The 15,513-nt window shown below is 42.8% G+C and carries 16 protein-coding genes; 12 read left to right on the top strand and 4 right to left on the bottom strand.

All coding sequences use genetic code 11. The annotated features are described in order from the left end of the window. Nucleotides 1-30: 30 nt before the first annotated feature. Complete coding sequence (gene chrA, locus AC1IR0_RS03815; protein WP_409666513.1) at nt 31-1,236, bottom strand: chromate efflux transporter; 1,206 nt, start codon at nt 1,234-1,236, stop codon at nt 31-33. Nucleotides 1,237-1,360: 124 nt separating this feature from the next. Here chrA and AC1IR0_RS03810 point away from each other — a divergent pair, with 124 nt between their 5' ends. The 7 genes from AC1IR0_RS03810 to AC1IR0_RS03780 all read left to right on the top strand — a co-directional run bounded on the left by AC1IR0_RS03810 (nt 1,361) and on the right by AC1IR0_RS03780 (nt 7,286). Beyond that, complete coding sequence (locus tag AC1IR0_RS03810; RefSeq protein ID WP_114541649.1) at nt 1,361-2,365, top strand: patatin-like phospholipase family protein; 1,005 nt, start codon at nt 1,361-1,363, stop codon at nt 2,363-2,365. A gap of 339 nt (nt 2,366-2,704) precedes the next feature. Then, nucleotides 2,705-2,881 (top strand): hypothetical protein, encoded by a 177-nt coding sequence (locus AC1IR0_RS03805; protein WP_004731959.1) that lies wholly within the window; start codon nt 2,705-2,707, stop codon nt 2,879-2,881. A 287-nt stretch (nt 2,882-3,168) separates the two neighbouring features. Continuing rightward, nucleotides 3,169-3,690: an acyl-CoA thioesterase gene (locus AC1IR0_RS03800; protein ID WP_004280680.1), complete on the top strand. Its 522-nt coding sequence runs from the start codon at nt 3,169-3,171 to the stop codon at nt 3,688-3,690. Between the two features lie 151 nt (nt 3,691-3,841). Then, nucleotides 3,842-4,405, top strand: coding sequence for a TetR/AcrR family transcriptional regulator (locus AC1IR0_RS03795; protein WP_409666511.1), 564 nt, complete (start codon nt 3,842-3,844; stop codon nt 4,403-4,405). 40 nt (nt 4,406-4,445) lie between these two features. Further along, nucleotides 4,446-5,645 (top strand): MFS transporter, encoded by a 1,200-nt coding sequence (locus AC1IR0_RS03790; RefSeq protein WP_005104033.1) that lies wholly within the window; start codon nt 4,446-4,448, stop codon nt 5,643-5,645. A gap of 1 nt (nt 5,646) precedes the next feature. Continuing rightward, nucleotides 5,647-6,540, top strand: coding sequence for a LysR substrate-binding domain-containing protein (locus AC1IR0_RS03785; protein WP_191112525.1), 894 nt, complete (start codon nt 5,647-5,649; stop codon nt 6,538-6,540). Between the two features lie 131 nt (nt 6,541-6,671). Beyond that, on the top strand, nt 6,672-7,286 hold the full coding sequence (locus tag AC1IR0_RS03780) for a glutathione S-transferase family protein (RefSeq protein ID WP_409666478.1): 615 nt from the start codon (nt 6,672-6,674) through the stop codon (nt 7,284-7,286). Between the two features lie 81 nt (nt 7,287-7,367). Here the strand turns inward: AC1IR0_RS03780 and AC1IR0_RS03775 are convergent, their stop codons facing one another. Continuing rightward, nucleotides 7,368-8,972, bottom strand: coding sequence for a bifunctional 3-(3-hydroxy-phenyl)propionate/3-hydroxycinnamic acid hydroxylase (locus AC1IR0_RS03775; protein WP_409666462.1), 1,605 nt, complete (start codon nt 8,970-8,972; stop codon nt 7,368-7,370). A gap of 353 nt (nt 8,973-9,325) precedes the next feature. Next, nucleotides 9,326-9,559 (bottom strand): hypothetical protein, encoded by a 234-nt coding sequence (locus tag AC1IR0_RS03770; RefSeq protein ID WP_004645811.1) that lies wholly within the window; start codon nt 9,557-9,559, stop codon nt 9,326-9,328. Nucleotides 9,560-9,950: 391 nt separating this feature from the next. On the opposite strand from AC1IR0_RS03770, the gene AC1IR0_RS03765 reads away from it, so the two are divergent. From AC1IR0_RS03765 to AC1IR0_RS03745, 5 genes are all read left to right on the top strand, one after another. After that, entirely contained in the window at nt 9,951-10,958 is a 1,008-nt protein-coding gene (locus AC1IR0_RS03765) for a CobW family GTP-binding protein (RefSeq protein ID WP_005265917.1), read from the top strand. Between the two features lie 101 nt (nt 10,959-11,059). Continuing rightward, a complete protein-coding gene (locus AC1IR0_RS03760; RefSeq protein ID WP_026056583.1) occupies nt 11,060-11,590 on the top strand; it encodes a YaeQ family protein in 531 nt (176 codons plus the stop codon). An 85-nt stretch (nt 11,591-11,675) separates the two neighbouring features. After that, a complete protein-coding gene (locus AC1IR0_RS03755; RefSeq protein WP_409666464.1) occupies nt 11,676-12,299 on the top strand; it encodes an MgtC/SapB family protein in 624 nt (207 codons plus the stop codon). Between the two features lie 85 nt (nt 12,300-12,384). Further along, nucleotides 12,385-12,723 carry an FKBP-type peptidyl-prolyl cis-trans isomerase gene (locus AC1IR0_RS03750; RefSeq protein ID WP_004280661.1) on the top strand — a complete coding sequence of 113 codons (339 nt, stop codon included), beginning with the start codon at nt 12,385-12,387 and terminating at the stop codon, nt 12,721-12,723. 241 nt (nt 12,724-12,964) lie between these two features. After that, a complete protein-coding gene (locus tag AC1IR0_RS03745) occupies nt 12,965-14,776 on the top strand; it encodes a sensor domain-containing diguanylate cyclase (protein ID WP_409666466.1) in 1,812 nt (603 codons plus the stop codon). Here AC1IR0_RS03745 and AC1IR0_RS03740 read toward each other — a convergent pair. After that, nucleotides 14,773-15,240: a GNAT family N-acetyltransferase gene (locus tag AC1IR0_RS03740; RefSeq protein ID WP_004280657.1), complete on the bottom strand. Its 468-nt coding sequence runs from the start codon at nt 15,238-15,240 to the stop codon at nt 14,773-14,775. The genes AC1IR0_RS03745 and AC1IR0_RS03740 overlap by 4 nt on opposite strands. Between the last annotated feature and the right edge of the window lie 273 nt (nt 15,241-15,513).

Raw genomic sequence — 15,513 nt, 5'->3', positions numbered from 1 at the left:
TTCGGGGCTTTTTTTGTGCCAAAGTTTTATTTAAAAGAAATTTAAATAACTTTGATAAAGCACAAAGCCTAAAATCAGGCTGAACCAGACCGGTAGTTTTGAGCGTAGCAGAGCAATCATCACCGCGACAAAGACCAGGTCGGAGCCATAACTAAAATAACGTTGTGAAAGATCCAGCAATAAATACAGTAACAGTCCTACTACCGCAGCATTGATGCCCATCACCGCCTGATGAATATGGCGCTGCTGCATCAACCATGACCAGTAAGGCAAGGTGGCAAAAATCAGAAAAAATGAAGGTAAAAATATTGTGCAGGTCGCTAGCACTGCATTCAGCCAGACATAAGGCGTCCAAGGCAGTAAAGCACCGATATAACTGGCAAAACTGAATAAAGGTCCCGGCATCAGTTGGGCAAATGCATAGCCAAGATCAAAAGATTGCGCACTCACCAAACCGGTTGTGACAAAGTCCTGATGTAACAAAGGCAGAATCACATGACCGCCACCAAACACCAGCGAGCCAGTCTGATAGAAATTGGAAAAAAATTGCAGCTCCGATTCACCCCATAATTTGCCTGCTAAGGGCAGCAGCAAAAATGGCAAGATAAATGCTAGCAGCCAATAGGGTGCAGCGGCAGATCGAATATATGGCGAGCTGATTGCCGTTTTGTTAATTTCTTTGGGTTTCGAATCTGATTGGGAAAAATATCCAGCCAAGAGTCCACAGATTGCGCCCAGTATAATGACCAGAATCTGGTTAAAACTTACTGAAACGACTATCAGTAATGCGACAGAGAGGATTAAGACAGCGTATTGCCAAACCGTTTTACAGAAGCTTCTCAGCATTTGCCAGAATGCCCAGGCGATGACAGAAAATACAATTAACTGGATGGTATGAAAGCTGTTTGAGTTTAAAATATGAAAATAGCTTTGACCCAAGAGCGCCACCAAGGTCATCAGAATCATTGAGGGCAGGGTAAAACCCAACCATGCGATCACGGCACCAGTATAGCCCCGTTGCAGATAACCGATCGACAGCCCCACCTGACTGCTGCTCGGCCCGGGTAAAAGTTGCGCCAAAGCGACCAGTTGACTGTACTGGGTGTCATTCAACCATTGCAGTTGGGTCACAAATTTTCGGTGAAAAAACACCAGATGCGCCGCTGGACCACCAAATGAAATGCAGCCCAGTTGCAGGAAAATCAGGAAAATCCGATACAGTGAGATTGAAGACATACAGTTATGGGGAAAAATGAAGATAAAGTAGCTGAACTGTATGACAGTTTTACGAAATTCTACAGACTATTTATGCATGTGTTTATACACTATGCTGCTTTAGATTAATGAGGACATTCTCTGCATGCAGAAATATGTGTTGAGTATGGTGATACTGGGTACATTTGGCCTGAGTGCTTGCCAAACGACCCCCATGACAGCCCAAGCGGCGACCAGTCATCTACAACCTGCTGCACAACGCGGAGAAGCTCAGGCACGTCCAAATCAAATTGATTTTCAAAAGATCAAGCAAACCCAACAGCGTCCAGTAGTTGCTTTAGTTCTGGGCAGTGGGGGTGCGCGTGGTTATGCGCATATTGGTGCGCTGGAAGTACTGGAACAGGCGGGTATTCACCCCGATTTTATTGTCGGAACCAGTGCGGGCAGCATTGTGGGATCCATTTATGCAAGTGGTAAACCGGCGATTGAACTGCGCAATATTGCCCTCAGCATGCGACCGAATGATGTCCGTGATATTAAACTAGCCAGAAAAGGCTTTTTTGATGGCAAGAAAGTTGAAGATTATGTCAATTTGCAGGTCGATCAAACCCCGCTTGAAGCCATGAAAATCCCAATGTTTGTGGTAGCAACCGCGCTGAAAGAAGGCAAGAAAGTCGTCTTTAACTATGGCAATACCGGACAGGCGGTACGTGCTTCAGTCTCGATTCCGAGTATGTTTATTCCGACCATCATTCAAGGTAAAGAATATGTAGATGGTGGTCTAGTCAGTCCGGTGCCGGTCGATGTGGCACGTGAGTTGGGAGCCGACATTGTGATTGCGGTAGATATTCTGGCACAACCCATTCACACGGAAACCAGCAATGTCTGGGGACTGTTTAACCAGAACATCAATATTATGCAGCAACATCTGGCGCATGAAGAATTAAAGCATGCAGATGTGGTGATTCAACCGGACTTACGCGAAAAAGGCCATATCTTTGATGTACGTGGCAGGGAACTCACCATGCAGGCTGGTGCCGAGGCGACCCAGTTAAAGTTAATGGAAATTTCACAAGCCTACCAAAAACATGATTATGCTCAAGGACATCGTATTCCACAGTTTGTGGTACATGAACATCAAGCTCAATAAATCTTTTTTTTGAAATTTCTGTTTACCCCTATATCGCAGTATAGGGACATTCAATCAAAAAGATAACGGATCATCGGCTGTAACGCTTAACTGATTGTTATAAAAGATAAGATGATTGCCTATGTGTATCAGTCAGTCGGAATTATCGCAAAAGATAAAATTAATTTTAAATATAACAAATTGAATTATAAGTATATTGTTTTAAATAATAAGCCTTATTCGTCTTAAATTAAAATTTTAATATTATTATTCGTATACTTAAGTTGATCAAATATTCAAAAGCATCGATGTTCATGCCAGAATGCAGTTTGAAAAGATCACTACACAGATGTAGACATCATGATGCATATTAAAATTGGACAGCAGGTCAAACTGGCACAATTCGAACACTATATTTTTACAGTGACCGCGACCCATCAGGATGGTTCTTTTACCGTTGAAACGACCTTGGATGGTCAACAAATTTTAAGTTATCAGAACGTGGCGCAGGAAATGCTCAGGCCAGTGATGCTTTAAATCACGCAGAGCCTTTTTATTTTCCTGAATTATTTTTGTTCAGCGCTTAAAACAGTGAAAAATTCTCAGTTGCTGTGTGATCAACCCCAGATAAATAAGTGTTGATTTATTGGCACTTAACTTTCTAACTGAGATTTTAAGCAATTAAATATATTTTTTTCTGTATGAATACATTTTCTATATCAATAATTGTGATGCTTCATTTGCCGAATTGAACATTTTATTCATGTTAAAAACGCTATAATAATAAACGATAACCTTGTCATTCAAAGAGTTCAAAGAAAACGATGGCCCCTTTAGATCAAATTGCAGCAGTGTCGGATGACCAGTCAGAGTTAACGATGTCAGTTCTCATGACGCCAGATATGGCAAATTTTTCAGGAAATGTTCATGGTGGAACCATTCTGAAATTATTGGATCAGGTGGCGTATGCGTGTGCAAGTCGCTATTCGGGTAGTTATGTCGTGACCTTATCTGTAGACAAGGTGAATTTTAAAGAGCCGATTCACGTTGGTGAGCTGGTTACCTTTCTGGCCAGTGTGAATCATGTTGGCCGTACCTCGATGGAAATCGGGATTCGTGTAGAAGCCCAGAATATTCAAAAGAGAACGGTACGTCATACCAATAGCTGCTATTTCACCATGGTCGCGGTGGATGAAAATGGTAAACCAAAACAGATTCCAGCTTTAAACCTGGACAATGACTGGAAACGATGCCGTTTTGAAGCAGCAGAACAGCGTAAAGTCGCGCGTTTGCAAGAAAATCATCATCCTTCTTGCAGCATTTATAAAAAGACTGCACAGAGTTAAGTTAGATCGTGATTGAGAAAAGACCTTCCTTAGAAGGTCTTTTTTTTTGCATCAATTTCAGTTTTTCACTAGAGCTTTGCCATTTTTTACCCTAATATAAAACGATACGTATCGTTTCGATTTTTAGATCTTAAAAGTTAAGTAGAAAAATATGAGCAGTGACGAAAAAAGTTCCCGACGACAGCAGTGCATTTTACAGGCGGTCGCAGATGCGCTGGCAGAATGTGAATATCATCAGCTGACGATTGAAGATGTAGCGGCACGTGCCGGTGTTGGCAAGTCCACGATTTATCGATGGTGGAAACATAAATCGGAACTGGTGCTGGACACTTTCAAACAGCATACAGCTTCGGTATTTGAGCTGGATACCTCTAAAAGCCTGAAAAGCAATCTCATTCAACAACTCGGTTCTTTATCTCAAGCGCTAAATCATCCGGTCGGTCGGGCTTTGGTGGTGGTGATTGCCAATCACCGTGAACTGGCAGGTGAGTTCTTTCAGCAATATCTCTTGCCACGTCGGCAACAGACCCATCAACTGATTCAGCAAGCGATTGAACGGGGAGAAATCCGCGCTGATTATCCTTTTGATTTGATGCTGGATACCTTATACGGCCCGATTCATTACCAGATCATTTTTTTCAACCGGATTCCAGATGAACACTATATCCAGAATCTGGTCGAGTTGGCCTTGCATCCGGTCACTGTTCAAGCCTGAGTTTGTGCTATTTCCCTACAAATTTTAAGAGTTGGTGATTATGTCAGTTAGCGCTGAGCGGTTATGGAATCGCTCATTTATCTTGTGCTTATTCAATAATTTTTTCCTGTTTGTTTATTATTTTGCCTTACTGACCATCTTGCCGATTTACATCATGAAAGATCTGGGCGGTTCGGTAAAAGAAGCGGGTCTGGCGCTGACGCTATTTTTGGCCTCTTCGATTGCGGTTCGGCCATTTTCCGGCATGATCATCGAAAAGCTCGGCAAGAAAATCTCGATGCGCGGTGCAGGCGTGATTTTTGCCTTATTTTCCTTTAGTTATTTGCTGGTAGATAGCATGTGGTCGCTGTTGCTGGTGCGTTTTTTACATGGTATCTGGTTCAGTATTCTGACCACGGTGGCAGTACCCGTCGCTAATGAATTTATTCCTGAACAGCGCAAAGGTGAGGGCATGGGCTATTTCGTCATGTCGACCAATCTGGGTGTGGTTTTTGGGCCCTTGCTGGCATTGACCGTAATTCAGTTCACCAGCTTCAAAGTCTTATTTGGCATTCTTGCCGTTATCATTTCTTTGGGGCTCATTTTCTGTTGGATGCTCAAAATCACAGAGTTACCAAAACCTGAAGCTATAAGCACAGAAAAAACCAGCTTGAGCTTGCAGGATATTCTGGAAGTCAAAGTTCTGGCGGTAAGTTTTGTGGCTTTACTAACCGCTTTTGCCTACTCGGGCATCATGAGTTTTATTACTGCATTTAGTGAAACCAAGCAGCTTTTGGGCTATACCAGCGTATTCTTTATTGTATTTGCAGCATCCATGTTGCTGGTCAGACCTTGGGTTGGAAAGATTTATGACCGTAAGGGACCCAGTGCGGTGATTTATCCTTCATTTATTTTCTTTGCCATTGGTCTGGTGATTGTCAGTCTGATTTCCAATCAATGGATATTATGGTTGTCGGCAGTGTTTATTGGCATCGGTTATGGTTCACTATTCCCATGTTTGCAGACCTTGGCCATTCAGTCGGTCGACAAACAGCGTATGGGACATGCGATTTCAACCTTCTTTACCCTGTTTGATCTGGGTTTAGCGATCGGTTCCGTGGCAATGGGAGTATTGATTGCCTATTGGGGCTTTGAAACTACTTATGTTTTGAGTGCCGCACTCGTCATTGTGACGATATTGGTTTATCGTCAGTATGTTGCCAAAAAGCAAAATAAGCGCCCGGCAAGTTTGGAGTTATAAAATGGAATTAAGGCATTTACGTTATTTCGTTACGGTGGCGCAGGAACTGAACTTTACCCGTGCCGCGGAAAAATTAAATACGGTACAGCCTTCATTGAGCCAGCAAATCAAGGATCTGGAACGTGAGGTTGGCGTACAGTTGCTAGAGCGGAATAACCGTAAGGTCGGGCTAACTGAAGCTGGACAGGCATTTTTAAAAGAAGCTTTATTGAGTCTTGAGCATGCAGAGCGCGCCATTCAGACTGCCAGACAGATCGCCAATGCACAGCAGGACCAGCTGAATATCGGTTTTGTCCCGGTCGCGGAAATGAAAGTCTTTCCTTATATCATGCCCAATATCCGCGCACATTTTCCTGAACTGAAAGCACAGTTTCATAGTCTGACCGATGCAGAGCAGTTTAGTGCCTTAAGAAATGGACAGATCGATATTGCCTTTACCCGTTATCCGGGGCAGTTGAGTGAATTTGATTCAATCCGCATTTTTGATGAGCCTTTAACCCTGATCGTGCCGAAAGATTCCCCGGCTGCAGCCTTGCCCTATGTCAGTATCAAGAGTTTTGAAAATCAGGACTTTGTAATTAGTGATGAGCAGTCCTCACCGCAACTGCATAAGCTGATTCAGGATTTTTTTAAACAGTCCAAATTGAAAGTGAATGTGGTGCAGTATTCCACCAATATCCTGCTCAATGTCAATCTGGTAGGGATGGGTGTGGGCTGGAGTCTGGTGCCGGCTTATGTGATTCCATTGCTCGGTGATAATATTGTGGTGAAAAAGACCCTGGAACCGTTGCCGATGATTGGACTGTATGCCAATTATCGCAAGGATCAAAAACATGTGGTGATTGATCTGATTTTGAAAGTATTAAAAGAAAAGTTTTGCGTGGATCTTTTTTAATATTTAAACCTTCAATCTACCCATCTAAAAAGTCGTGTGACAGAAATGGTCTGTAGCACATCCTTTTAAATCGGGACACTAAATCGCTTTATACTGAACATCTAACAATAAAAACCGGTTGAAGCAGGATGATGAAGCTCTATAACAACCCGCAATCACGTGGCCTGACCTTGTTGCCTTTACTGAAAGAATTGCAGATTGAAGACCAGATTGAGCAGGTGGAAGTCGCTTATGAGCATATGCATCAGCAGGCGTATACACGGATCAATCCGATGGGAAAAGTTCCCTGTCTGGTAGATCAGGAGATCGTCATTTCAGAAATGGCCGCCATTTTTATCTATCTGGCAGATAAATATCGTGACAAAGGATTGGCACCTGCTTTGGATGATCCGAAGCGTGGGGCGTATTTAAAATGGATGTTTTTCTGTCATGGACCCTTCACCGAATATATCGATATAAAAAATTTGCAGGTGTCGCCAGAAAATATTGAAAAGAACCGGAGAAGTTTAAGTTTTGGGAATGAAGTAGCCGTATTTGATTTTCTGCAACAGGGCATCGGGCAGGCTAGTCCTTATCTGTTGGGTGAAAAAGTCTCGGCGGCGGATCTCTATGTGGCTTACTGTTTGATCTTCGCCATATCTGCGAAAATTTTACCGCCATTTGACGAGTTCAGGCCCTTCCTGCAGCAGATGGCTCGCCGTGATTCCCTGAAAGATATTCCGTGGTTTCAGGAATACCGAGTCTAATTCCTCGGTCTATATATTGTCCGGGATATCTAAAAACAATAAAAAAACCACGCCGAAGCGTGGTGAAAGGTGACCCTAATATTATTTCAGGTAAAGCTTTTTAAACAGTTGCTGGCTGGTGCTTTCCATCGATTGAGGAATGGCCAGGGCAGCCACGAAACGGTCAGGACGTAAGATCACAACGGATTCAGACGTGTTGCCAAACCACGAGCGGATATCTGTGCCGATATCACCAATAGTGATGACATCTTCATACTCTTTGCGCTGGTTATTTTGCAATTGCACCGCAGGAATTACCTGGATGAATTTCACGCCGAGCGATTTCCACTGTTGCAACGTCTCCGGACTAAGACCCCATTTCGGATCAACACCCCAGGCAATAATCGCAAAATCATTGCCGATCACTTCATCCAGTAATACGGTTTCACCCGAAGCCAGTTGAACTTGAGGCTGGATAAACGTCTTACCGACTGGAGAGTTCTTGGCTCCGTTACTCAAAAGTGCGCCGTCATGATATTTCGGCATTGGCTTGAAACGCATTTCCAGCAGGTACTGTTTGATCGGCTTAATGTAGTTCAGGGCATAGGCAATACCATCACGAACAAAACCTTGCCATTTTTTCGGTGGTGCCAGTACGTGACCTGCCATCACCGACAGGTCAATCATCGCCTTGGCATGGTCTTTACGTTCGATCTGATACGAATCTAAAAGTGCTGGGCCAGCTTTGCCTTGAACAACCAGCGCCATTTTCCAGGCCAAGTTAAAGGCATCACGCATACCGCTGTTATAGCCTTGACCTTGCCATACCGGCATAATGTGCGCAGCATCACCGGCAAGCAAAATACGGTCGACACGGAACTTGTCCGCAATACGGGCATTATGAGTATAGACACGCTGACGGATCACTTCAATACCATCCGTGCTTGGTAACACCTTGGACAGAAGTTTGGCAATATTTTCCGGTTTGCTCAGTTCTTCCTGCGTTTCACCCGGCATAACCATAAATTCAAACCGGCGAATACCATGTGGCAATGCGGCTGATACATAAGGACGAACCGGATCACAACATAAGTAAATATGTGGTGTAGCAAGCGGATCATTCTCAAGGTCAATCACGATCCATTGATTCGGTGCGGTTTCACCTTCAAAGGCAATGCCCAGGTTGCGGCGCACATAAGAATTACCGCCATCACAGGCAATCAGATATTGAGCGCGGATGGTTTCTGCATCGCCCTCTTTATTTTGCAGATTGAGTGTTACGCCGTCAGCATCTTGACTAAACTGAGTCAATTGACGAGAAAATAGCACTTGGATGTTTTTATATTGCTTTAAGCCTTGCAGTAGGACGTTATCGACTTGTGGCTGAATAAAGGCATTACGGCGCGAGAAACCAAACTCACGTGTTAAAGGCTGAATATCTGCAAAACAGCGACCTTTAGGCGTCAAGAAGCGCATCGCATGATTCGGAGTGGTATGCGGTAAGACTTGATCGACTAAACCCAAAGATTGAATGGTACGTAAGGATTCATCATCGATTCCAATCGCACGTGGATAATCAATCAAACTATCCAGTTGCTCGACAATCGTGACAGCTACGCCTTGCTTGCTCAGATAGTTGGCAATGGTTAAGCCTACAGGGCCGGCGCCAAGGATTGCCACTTCAGTAGTGTAATTAGTATTGCTCATAGCGAATGTCCACTCAATCGACTTGCATTTGATGCTATTAAGGGACAGTTAGAAGCCAGAAACAAGTTAGGCGATAGTAGCTTAAGTATATGGATGATATTGGATTGAAATAGGTGGTTTTTAAATAAATAATTGATTTTAATTATAAAAATAATAAAAATTTGATAGCCTGTATTAATTCTATGATCAGTTTTGACTATGGTGATAAATAGATTTTATGCAATAAAAATGCTGAACCAGCATCAAGCATGATTCAGCATAGAATAATATCGGGGGCAGTATAGGACAAAGCCTACTGGAGAATTACTGTCCCTGATATCTTCATTGAAGGATTAAACGAGTTGTTCAATCACTTAACGTGCAGCAGGTTTTGCAGGTGTCGTAGTTTCCGCAGCAGCTTCAGAGGCAGCAGGCTGCTCTGCAGATGCACCTGCAACCGGGGCATTGGATTCAGGTAATTCCTGGGTAGTCACAATCACTTTTTCTTCTGCAGTGGTGGTTTTCGCATCTGTGGTTTTACTGTCAGCAAAGCTGGTGGCTGCAGCAGCAGTAAGCGTAGTGGCAAGTAAGATTTGTGCATATTTCATTTTTGGCATCCTTTTATTCATGTCATGTAATCTGCCGAGCTGACCATCACATCAATTCGACAGATGCCCATCCTAAGCACAGGAATTTTACTGAGCAAATCAATTAACAAAAGCGACACGCAGGGAATAACCCAGCAGATACAAAACTGAGAAAATTGTTTTATTTCTGTTAATTATGCAGAGTTTTATTTAATGAAAGTGTGTATGAATATTTCAAAAATCAAATTTGAAATAAAAGTTAACATAGAAAATTGGTAATTTTGGATCATTCCATTAATTTTTATCTCTGTGATTTTCACGCCGTGTTTGCGAAGAACACGCATTTTAAAGTCACACTGTGCTTTATAATGCAGAGTATTGCTATTTCTATTCAATCTCTTGAGAGTCGATTTTGAAAATTCTGTCAGCGTCGCAGGCTATTCCTGTCCATATCATTTCCGGATTTTTGGGTGCAGGTAAAACCACACTACTCAAACATTTATTACAGCAAAAACCGGAACAGGAAATCTGGGCTGTGCTAATGAATGAATTCGGCCAGATTGGGGTAGACCAGCAGTTATTGCCGCAAGATCAGGGTTATGCGGTCAAAGAGCTGTTGGGTGGTTGTCTATGTTGCAGTAGCCAATTGCCGATGCAGATTGCCTTGTCACGCCTGCTGTCAGAAGTGAAACCGGATCGTCTGTTTATCGAACCTACCGGACTGGGGCATCCTGGCCAATTACTGGAACAGCTGACCGAACCGCACTGGCAGAGTCATTTAAACATGCAGGCATTGGTCACAGTGGTAGATGGTTCACGTTTGCATGATCGAGACTGGACTCAGCAAAACCTGTACGCAGACCAACTCAAGGCAGCGCATATTGTGGTGATTTCACATACTGACTTGATGACAACCGCAGACCACGCAGCACTCACGCAACTTCAGACAGAATATCAACCTTATGCCCAACAGTGGTTGTTCACCGAGCATGGACAACTCGATATCGAACTGATCAAGCAGGACTATCGGGGTTCCGCCCGTCAGATTCAGCCTTTGTTAAAACAGCAACAGATCACCCGTTCAGCAGATACGCCCTTAGTGATTCAGCAAATGCCTTATCATTATGTAGAAAGCGCGCAGGGTTATCAGGTTGCGGGCTGGAAATTGCCAAAACGCTGGCAATTCAATTTTTATGATCTGCTGGATCTGCTCTGTGAACAAAAAGACTGGCTCAGAATCAAGGGAATTTTTAATACGGATCAAGGCTGGAAAAGCTTTAATTTTAATCCTGAGCAGTTTAATTATCAGTCGGCAGATGAAGGCATTGATAACCGGGTAGAAGTGATTTATCAACAGTCACGGGATTGGCTGGCCTTTGAAACTGCCCTGATGCAATGTCGTATGGATCCAGAGAAATAATGGTACTGTTTCTAGTGCGCTGAATGAATTATTGGCCTAAATCTGTTCAGCAAAATAGCGCTAAATCTTATATGCTAGGCGCCAAATTTGAGGATTATGTGATGGCGTTAAAAGCGACGATTTATAAGGTTGATTTGAATATTGCGGACATGGATACGCATCGTTATGCAGACTATCAGCTGACGATGGCGCTGCATCCTTCAGAAACCATTGAACGCTTGATGGTGCGTATTTTGGCCTATGCACGCTATGCCGATGAAGCGCTGGAATTTACCAAGGATCTTTTTGAAACCGATGAACCGGCACTCTGGGAAAAAGATCTGACCGGTCAACTGGTCAAATGGATTGAAGTCGGTAGCCCGGATGAAGATAAAGTCAAAAAGGCCAGTGCGCGTTGCAAGCAGGTCGCAGTTGTCACCTATGGTTCTGCGGTGGATGAATGGTATAAGCGCAGCAGCAAATTAAAAACCTTAAAAAATGTGGAAGTGTGGAAGTTATCTACCGCAACCACCGACGCATTGCCACAATTATGCGAACGCACCATGCAGTTACAGCTCAATGTGATGGATGGTGAATGGACCTTGATCGGTGATCAGGGCCAGGTGCTGGTGGAGTGGGAACAGTTACAATAAGGCCAAATAAGGATGCAAGTCTGGACTTGTATCCTGTAGCTCAAATTGCGTATATCTGAGGGATAAGAATACGCAGGGCTGCACCATGTACCATGAACTTTATGATTTACTGCTGGCTGTCGCGATCGGCGCAATTATTGGTGCAGAGCGTGAGTATCATAGTAAATCTGCCGGACTGCGTACCATGATTATGGTCAGTCTGAGTTCCTGTTTATTTACCATTATCTCTCTGAAAATAGGCGTGGCCAATCCTGACCGGCTGGCCGCTAATGTCTTGACTGGACTGGGTTTTCTGGGTGCCGGTGTTATCCTGAAAGATGATAACCGTATTTCTGGAATTACCACCGCAACCACGATCTGGATGACGGCAGCACTCGGCATGGCGGTCGGTGCAGGCTATGAACTCTTAAGTATTTGGGCTACTTTTATTGTCATGGCGGTGCTGGTTCTATTGATGTATGTCCAGCGCGGCATTGAATCTCTGAATCAGGAACGCAGCTATGAAATCGTCTGCCCATTCGATCAGAATGATTCCGATCACTACGAAATGTTATTTAAACGTTATCAGTTAAAAGTGGTGCATTCCTCACAAAAAAAAATTGATCAACAGATTGTCGGACGCTGGATTCTGATGGGATCGGCCAAGAATCATCAAGAATTAACCCAGCATTTACTCAATGACAAGAATATTCAGGAACTCAGCTTTTAACCCATCAATGGCCCAGACTTAAAAAAACAGAGCAATCCGGTTTATACTGAGCTTTGAATTTTATGCCCCTCTCAGGTAAATAACCATGATCAACGAACTTGAAATTATTGATTTAAAAGTAGGCGAAGGTAAAGAAGCGGTAAAAGGTGCCTTAATTACCACGCACTATACTGGCTGGCTGGAAGATGGAACCAAGTTCGATTCTTCAATTGACCGCGGTAATTATTTTGAAACAGTCATTGGCACAGGTCGTGTGATTAAAGGTTGGGATCAGGGGATTCTGGGAATGAAAGTTGGCGGTAAGCGTAAACTGATGGTGCCTGCACATTTGGCCTATGGCGAACGTAAAATGGGTAAAGTCATTCCAGCCAATTCCAACCTGATTTTTGAAATTGAACTGTTTGATGTAAAAACACGTGATTAAAATGATTTAACTTGCTGAACATAAGTTATATTTTTTATTCAAAGATATACGCTGGTTTCGGTGCAGTTGCTTCAAAATAGGCTGTGCCGGATAAGCTACAAAAAACATCTAAAAAGATTTGAAATCAAAAATATTCCTTGTAAATTATAAGAATAATAAAGAATTATCTTGAGATAGAACGTATTTGCATAACTCGATAAGGAATGTCTGTTTCTTCGTATTTGTCTGTGCCTTGAGCTGGATGACTTGCATCATAAGTTCAGCAATCGCTCAGGATGAACTCCCTTCGCCGTCATTTCAGCAGCAATCTCACGACCATATTACTGAAGTTCATTTTACCGAACATAGCACGAGTCCTTTGCAGGGAAAATGGCTGTTTTATCCGAGTCAGTTTATTGTTCAGCCCAGCCCCGTACTCCAGTCAAAAACAGTTGAATTGCCAGCCTCTTTTAAAACTCTAGCGGGTTCAAACTCTGGCTACGGTACCTTTATTGGTTATTTTAAAATTCCGAAAGAATTTCTCGGGCGACGCATCGCGATTCGGATTCCGACCCAATACGGTGCCTATCGGGTATATGTCAATGGACAGTTTATTGTCCGGCTCGGAGAAATCAGTACCACACCTGAAAAACAAGTGACTGAAAAAGCACCGCGTATTGGCTATTTTGTTCCAGACACTGAATATATTACTTTAAGCATTCAGGCTTCCAATTATACCCACTTGCATGGCGGTCTCGAACGACCAATGCAGATCGGCGTTGCAGCTACCATCAATCGCCAATTCCAGCAGCTCATGATGATTATCGCCATGGTGTGTGGGGCGGTACTTGGGGTGGGGGTGTTTACCATTCTATTTTCGGTATTCAGGGGATCACGAGAACGTAACAGTAAAAGTATCTTTGTTTTTGGCTGGTTTATTGTCTTTTTGGCCCTGCATAACCTGTTTTCTGCACCTTATGCCTATTCGGTATTTACCAATATCAACTGGCTGTGGGGAACCCGCTTAGAGTATCTGTTTACTTTTATTGCTGCCTTCTTTTTTCTCAGTTATATGCATCTGTTTAACCGGCGCTATTTAAATCCGGTGATTTATTATATCGCGGTGGCATTACTTGTCTTTAACATTATTTTTACCCTATTTTCACCTCCTGAGATATTCGAACGTCTGGCCCTATTTAGTGCAATTTTTGCCTTGGTCATCATCGGTAATTTTATTTACGGCTTTTATCAGACCTTACGTTATAAAGAGCATTATTCGCGTTTAAATCTGATTGCGATTATTTTCCTTTGTGTCACCTTTTTGAATGATTATCTGTTGCTGATCAATGTAATTAAAACCACGCATCTGTTCTTTATCTCAACCAGTATCTATGCCTTACTAATTATGTTTCAGCAGTCCAGACATTATGCACATCAAACTTATGAGACTGAACAGCTAAACCTGAACCTGATCGCGCTCAATAATTCGCTTGATCAAAAAGTCAAAGAACGCACTCAGCAGCTGCGTGAAGTGAATGCCAAACTGGAACAGCAGATGAATATTGATGCATTGACCGGGGCTTTTAACCGGCGTGCCTTAAATCATGAAATCCAGCAGCAGTTTTTACAAACCCAACAACAGCCGCAACATACCTTGATTTTTGCCATGCTCGATGTCGATTTTTTTAAAAACTATAATGACTATTATGGCCACTTAAAAGGGGATGAAATCCTGAAAAATCTGGTTAGGATTATTCAAGCTGCTTTGCCACCATCTGGCTATCTGGCACGTTATGGTGGTGAAGAGTTTGCGATTCTGCTCACTAGAATGCCGGTGCAAACTGCCCTGAAAAATCTGAAAAATGTGTTAAACCAGATTCGGGAACAGCGTATGCAACATCTGAATCGGCCAGATGCAAAAGATTATGTTACGGTTAGTATGGGCGCGGCCTGGGTTGAACAAAACCATGGCTATGCAGATATTCATGAATTGATGAAAGCGGCAGATGTGCAGCTCTACGCCGCTAAACAGGCAGGACGTGATCAGTTAAAAATTGAAAAAGAGGTCGATTAAAAAACATATTTATACAGATAGCGCGATTCATCTTCTGACTCGGCAGAATGTGGATGAAAGCCGCAGTGCTGATAATAACTTAAGGCAGTTTGGGTAGATTGTATTTCAATCTGATGAATTTTTTTCTTTAATAAAGTGCGATGCATTTGTTGAAATAACTCGGTGCCGAACCCCAGTCTTTGGCAGTGTTGGGCCACATAATGCATCCGGATTTCTCCAGCATCACTGACCAATAAGAATCCGACGACCTTGTCATATATGAGATAAACCCAGCAATCGTTATACAGCATATCGACAATCAGGCTGGCATGATCAAACTTTTCTAGCCAGGTTTGAATTTTGCTTTCTTCACGCTGATGATCCAGTACACAGGACTGAATGCTGTCATGAATGACCTGAATAATTTGAGGTATATCTTCGACCCTCCCTTCACGAATCATAATATTATTCATTTTCTCGAACATTTATAGGGAAGGTTTATTTGATAAAAAAGAAGAGGGTAAAAAACAGAACAATATTGTAGTTTTTTGAGAATATTTTCCGTGATTTATCCATGTGAAGATCTGTTCTGTTACTGATTTGTCCTGTTTGTTTATCTCAAGTTCTTGAATCTCATTAGGGAGTTAAAAATAAAAAATCAAAGTAAATCAATTTTTAAATAAATCGAAGTTCGAATCTGGGTAAAATGAGCAAGCAGAGAAGATAAATAGTAAAAATAAGCCTCAAGTTTGCACTGT

The sequence above is a fragment of the Acinetobacter sp. 129952 genome, from assembly GCF_056642055.1.
This window is presented reverse-complemented; position numbering and strand designations above follow the sequence as displayed.

What these genes read in the sequence shown, in the direction of transcription:
- chrA (WP_409666513.1), bottom strand. Translation starts at nt 1,236, where the DNA reads ATGTCTTCAATCTCACTGTATCGGATTTTCCTGATTTTCCTGCAACTG.
- AC1IR0_RS03810 (WP_114541649.1), top strand. Translation starts at nt 1,361, where the DNA reads ATGCAGAAATATGTGTTGAGTATGGTGATACTGGGTACATTTGGCCTG.
- AC1IR0_RS03805 (WP_004731959.1), top strand. Translation starts at nt 2,705, where the DNA reads ATGATGCATATTAAAATTGGACAGCAGGTCAAACTGGCACAATTCGAA.
- AC1IR0_RS03800 (WP_004280680.1), top strand. Translation starts at nt 3,169, where the DNA reads ATGGCCCCTTTAGATCAAATTGCAGCAGTGTCGGATGACCAGTCAGAG.
- AC1IR0_RS03795 (WP_409666511.1), top strand. Translation starts at nt 3,842, where the DNA reads ATGAGCAGTGACGAAAAAAGTTCCCGACGACAGCAGTGCATTTTACAG.
- AC1IR0_RS03790 (WP_005104033.1), top strand. Translation starts at nt 4,446, where the DNA reads ATGTCAGTTAGCGCTGAGCGGTTATGGAATCGCTCATTTATCTTGTGC.
- AC1IR0_RS03785 (WP_191112525.1), top strand. Translation starts at nt 5,647, where the DNA reads ATGGAATTAAGGCATTTACGTTATTTCGTTACGGTGGCGCAGGAACTG.
- AC1IR0_RS03780 (WP_409666478.1), top strand. Translation starts at nt 6,672, where the DNA reads ATGAAGCTCTATAACAACCCGCAATCACGTGGCCTGACCTTGTTGCCT.
- AC1IR0_RS03775 (WP_409666462.1), bottom strand. Translation starts at nt 8,972, where the DNA reads ATGAGCAATACTAATTACACTACTGAAGTGGCAATCCTTGGCGCCGGC.
- AC1IR0_RS03770 (WP_004645811.1), bottom strand. Translation starts at nt 9,559, where the DNA reads ATGAAATATGCACAAATCTTACTTGCCACTACGCTTACTGCTGCTGCA.
- AC1IR0_RS03760 (WP_026056583.1), top strand. Translation starts at nt 11,060, where the DNA reads ATGGCGTTAAAAGCGACGATTTATAAGGTTGATTTGAATATTGCGGAC.
- AC1IR0_RS03755 (WP_409666464.1), top strand. Translation starts at nt 11,676, where the DNA reads ATGTACCATGAACTTTATGATTTACTGCTGGCTGTCGCGATCGGCGCA.
- AC1IR0_RS03750 (WP_004280661.1), top strand. Translation starts at nt 12,385, where the DNA reads ATGATCAACGAACTTGAAATTATTGATTTAAAAGTAGGCGAAGGTAAA.
- AC1IR0_RS03745 (WP_409666466.1), top strand. Translation starts at nt 12,965, where the DNA reads ATGACTTGCATCATAAGTTCAGCAATCGCTCAGGATGAACTCCCTTCG.
- AC1IR0_RS03740 (WP_004280657.1), bottom strand. Translation starts at nt 15,240, where the DNA reads ATGTTCGAGAAAATGAATAATATTATGATTCGTGAAGGGAGGGTCGAA.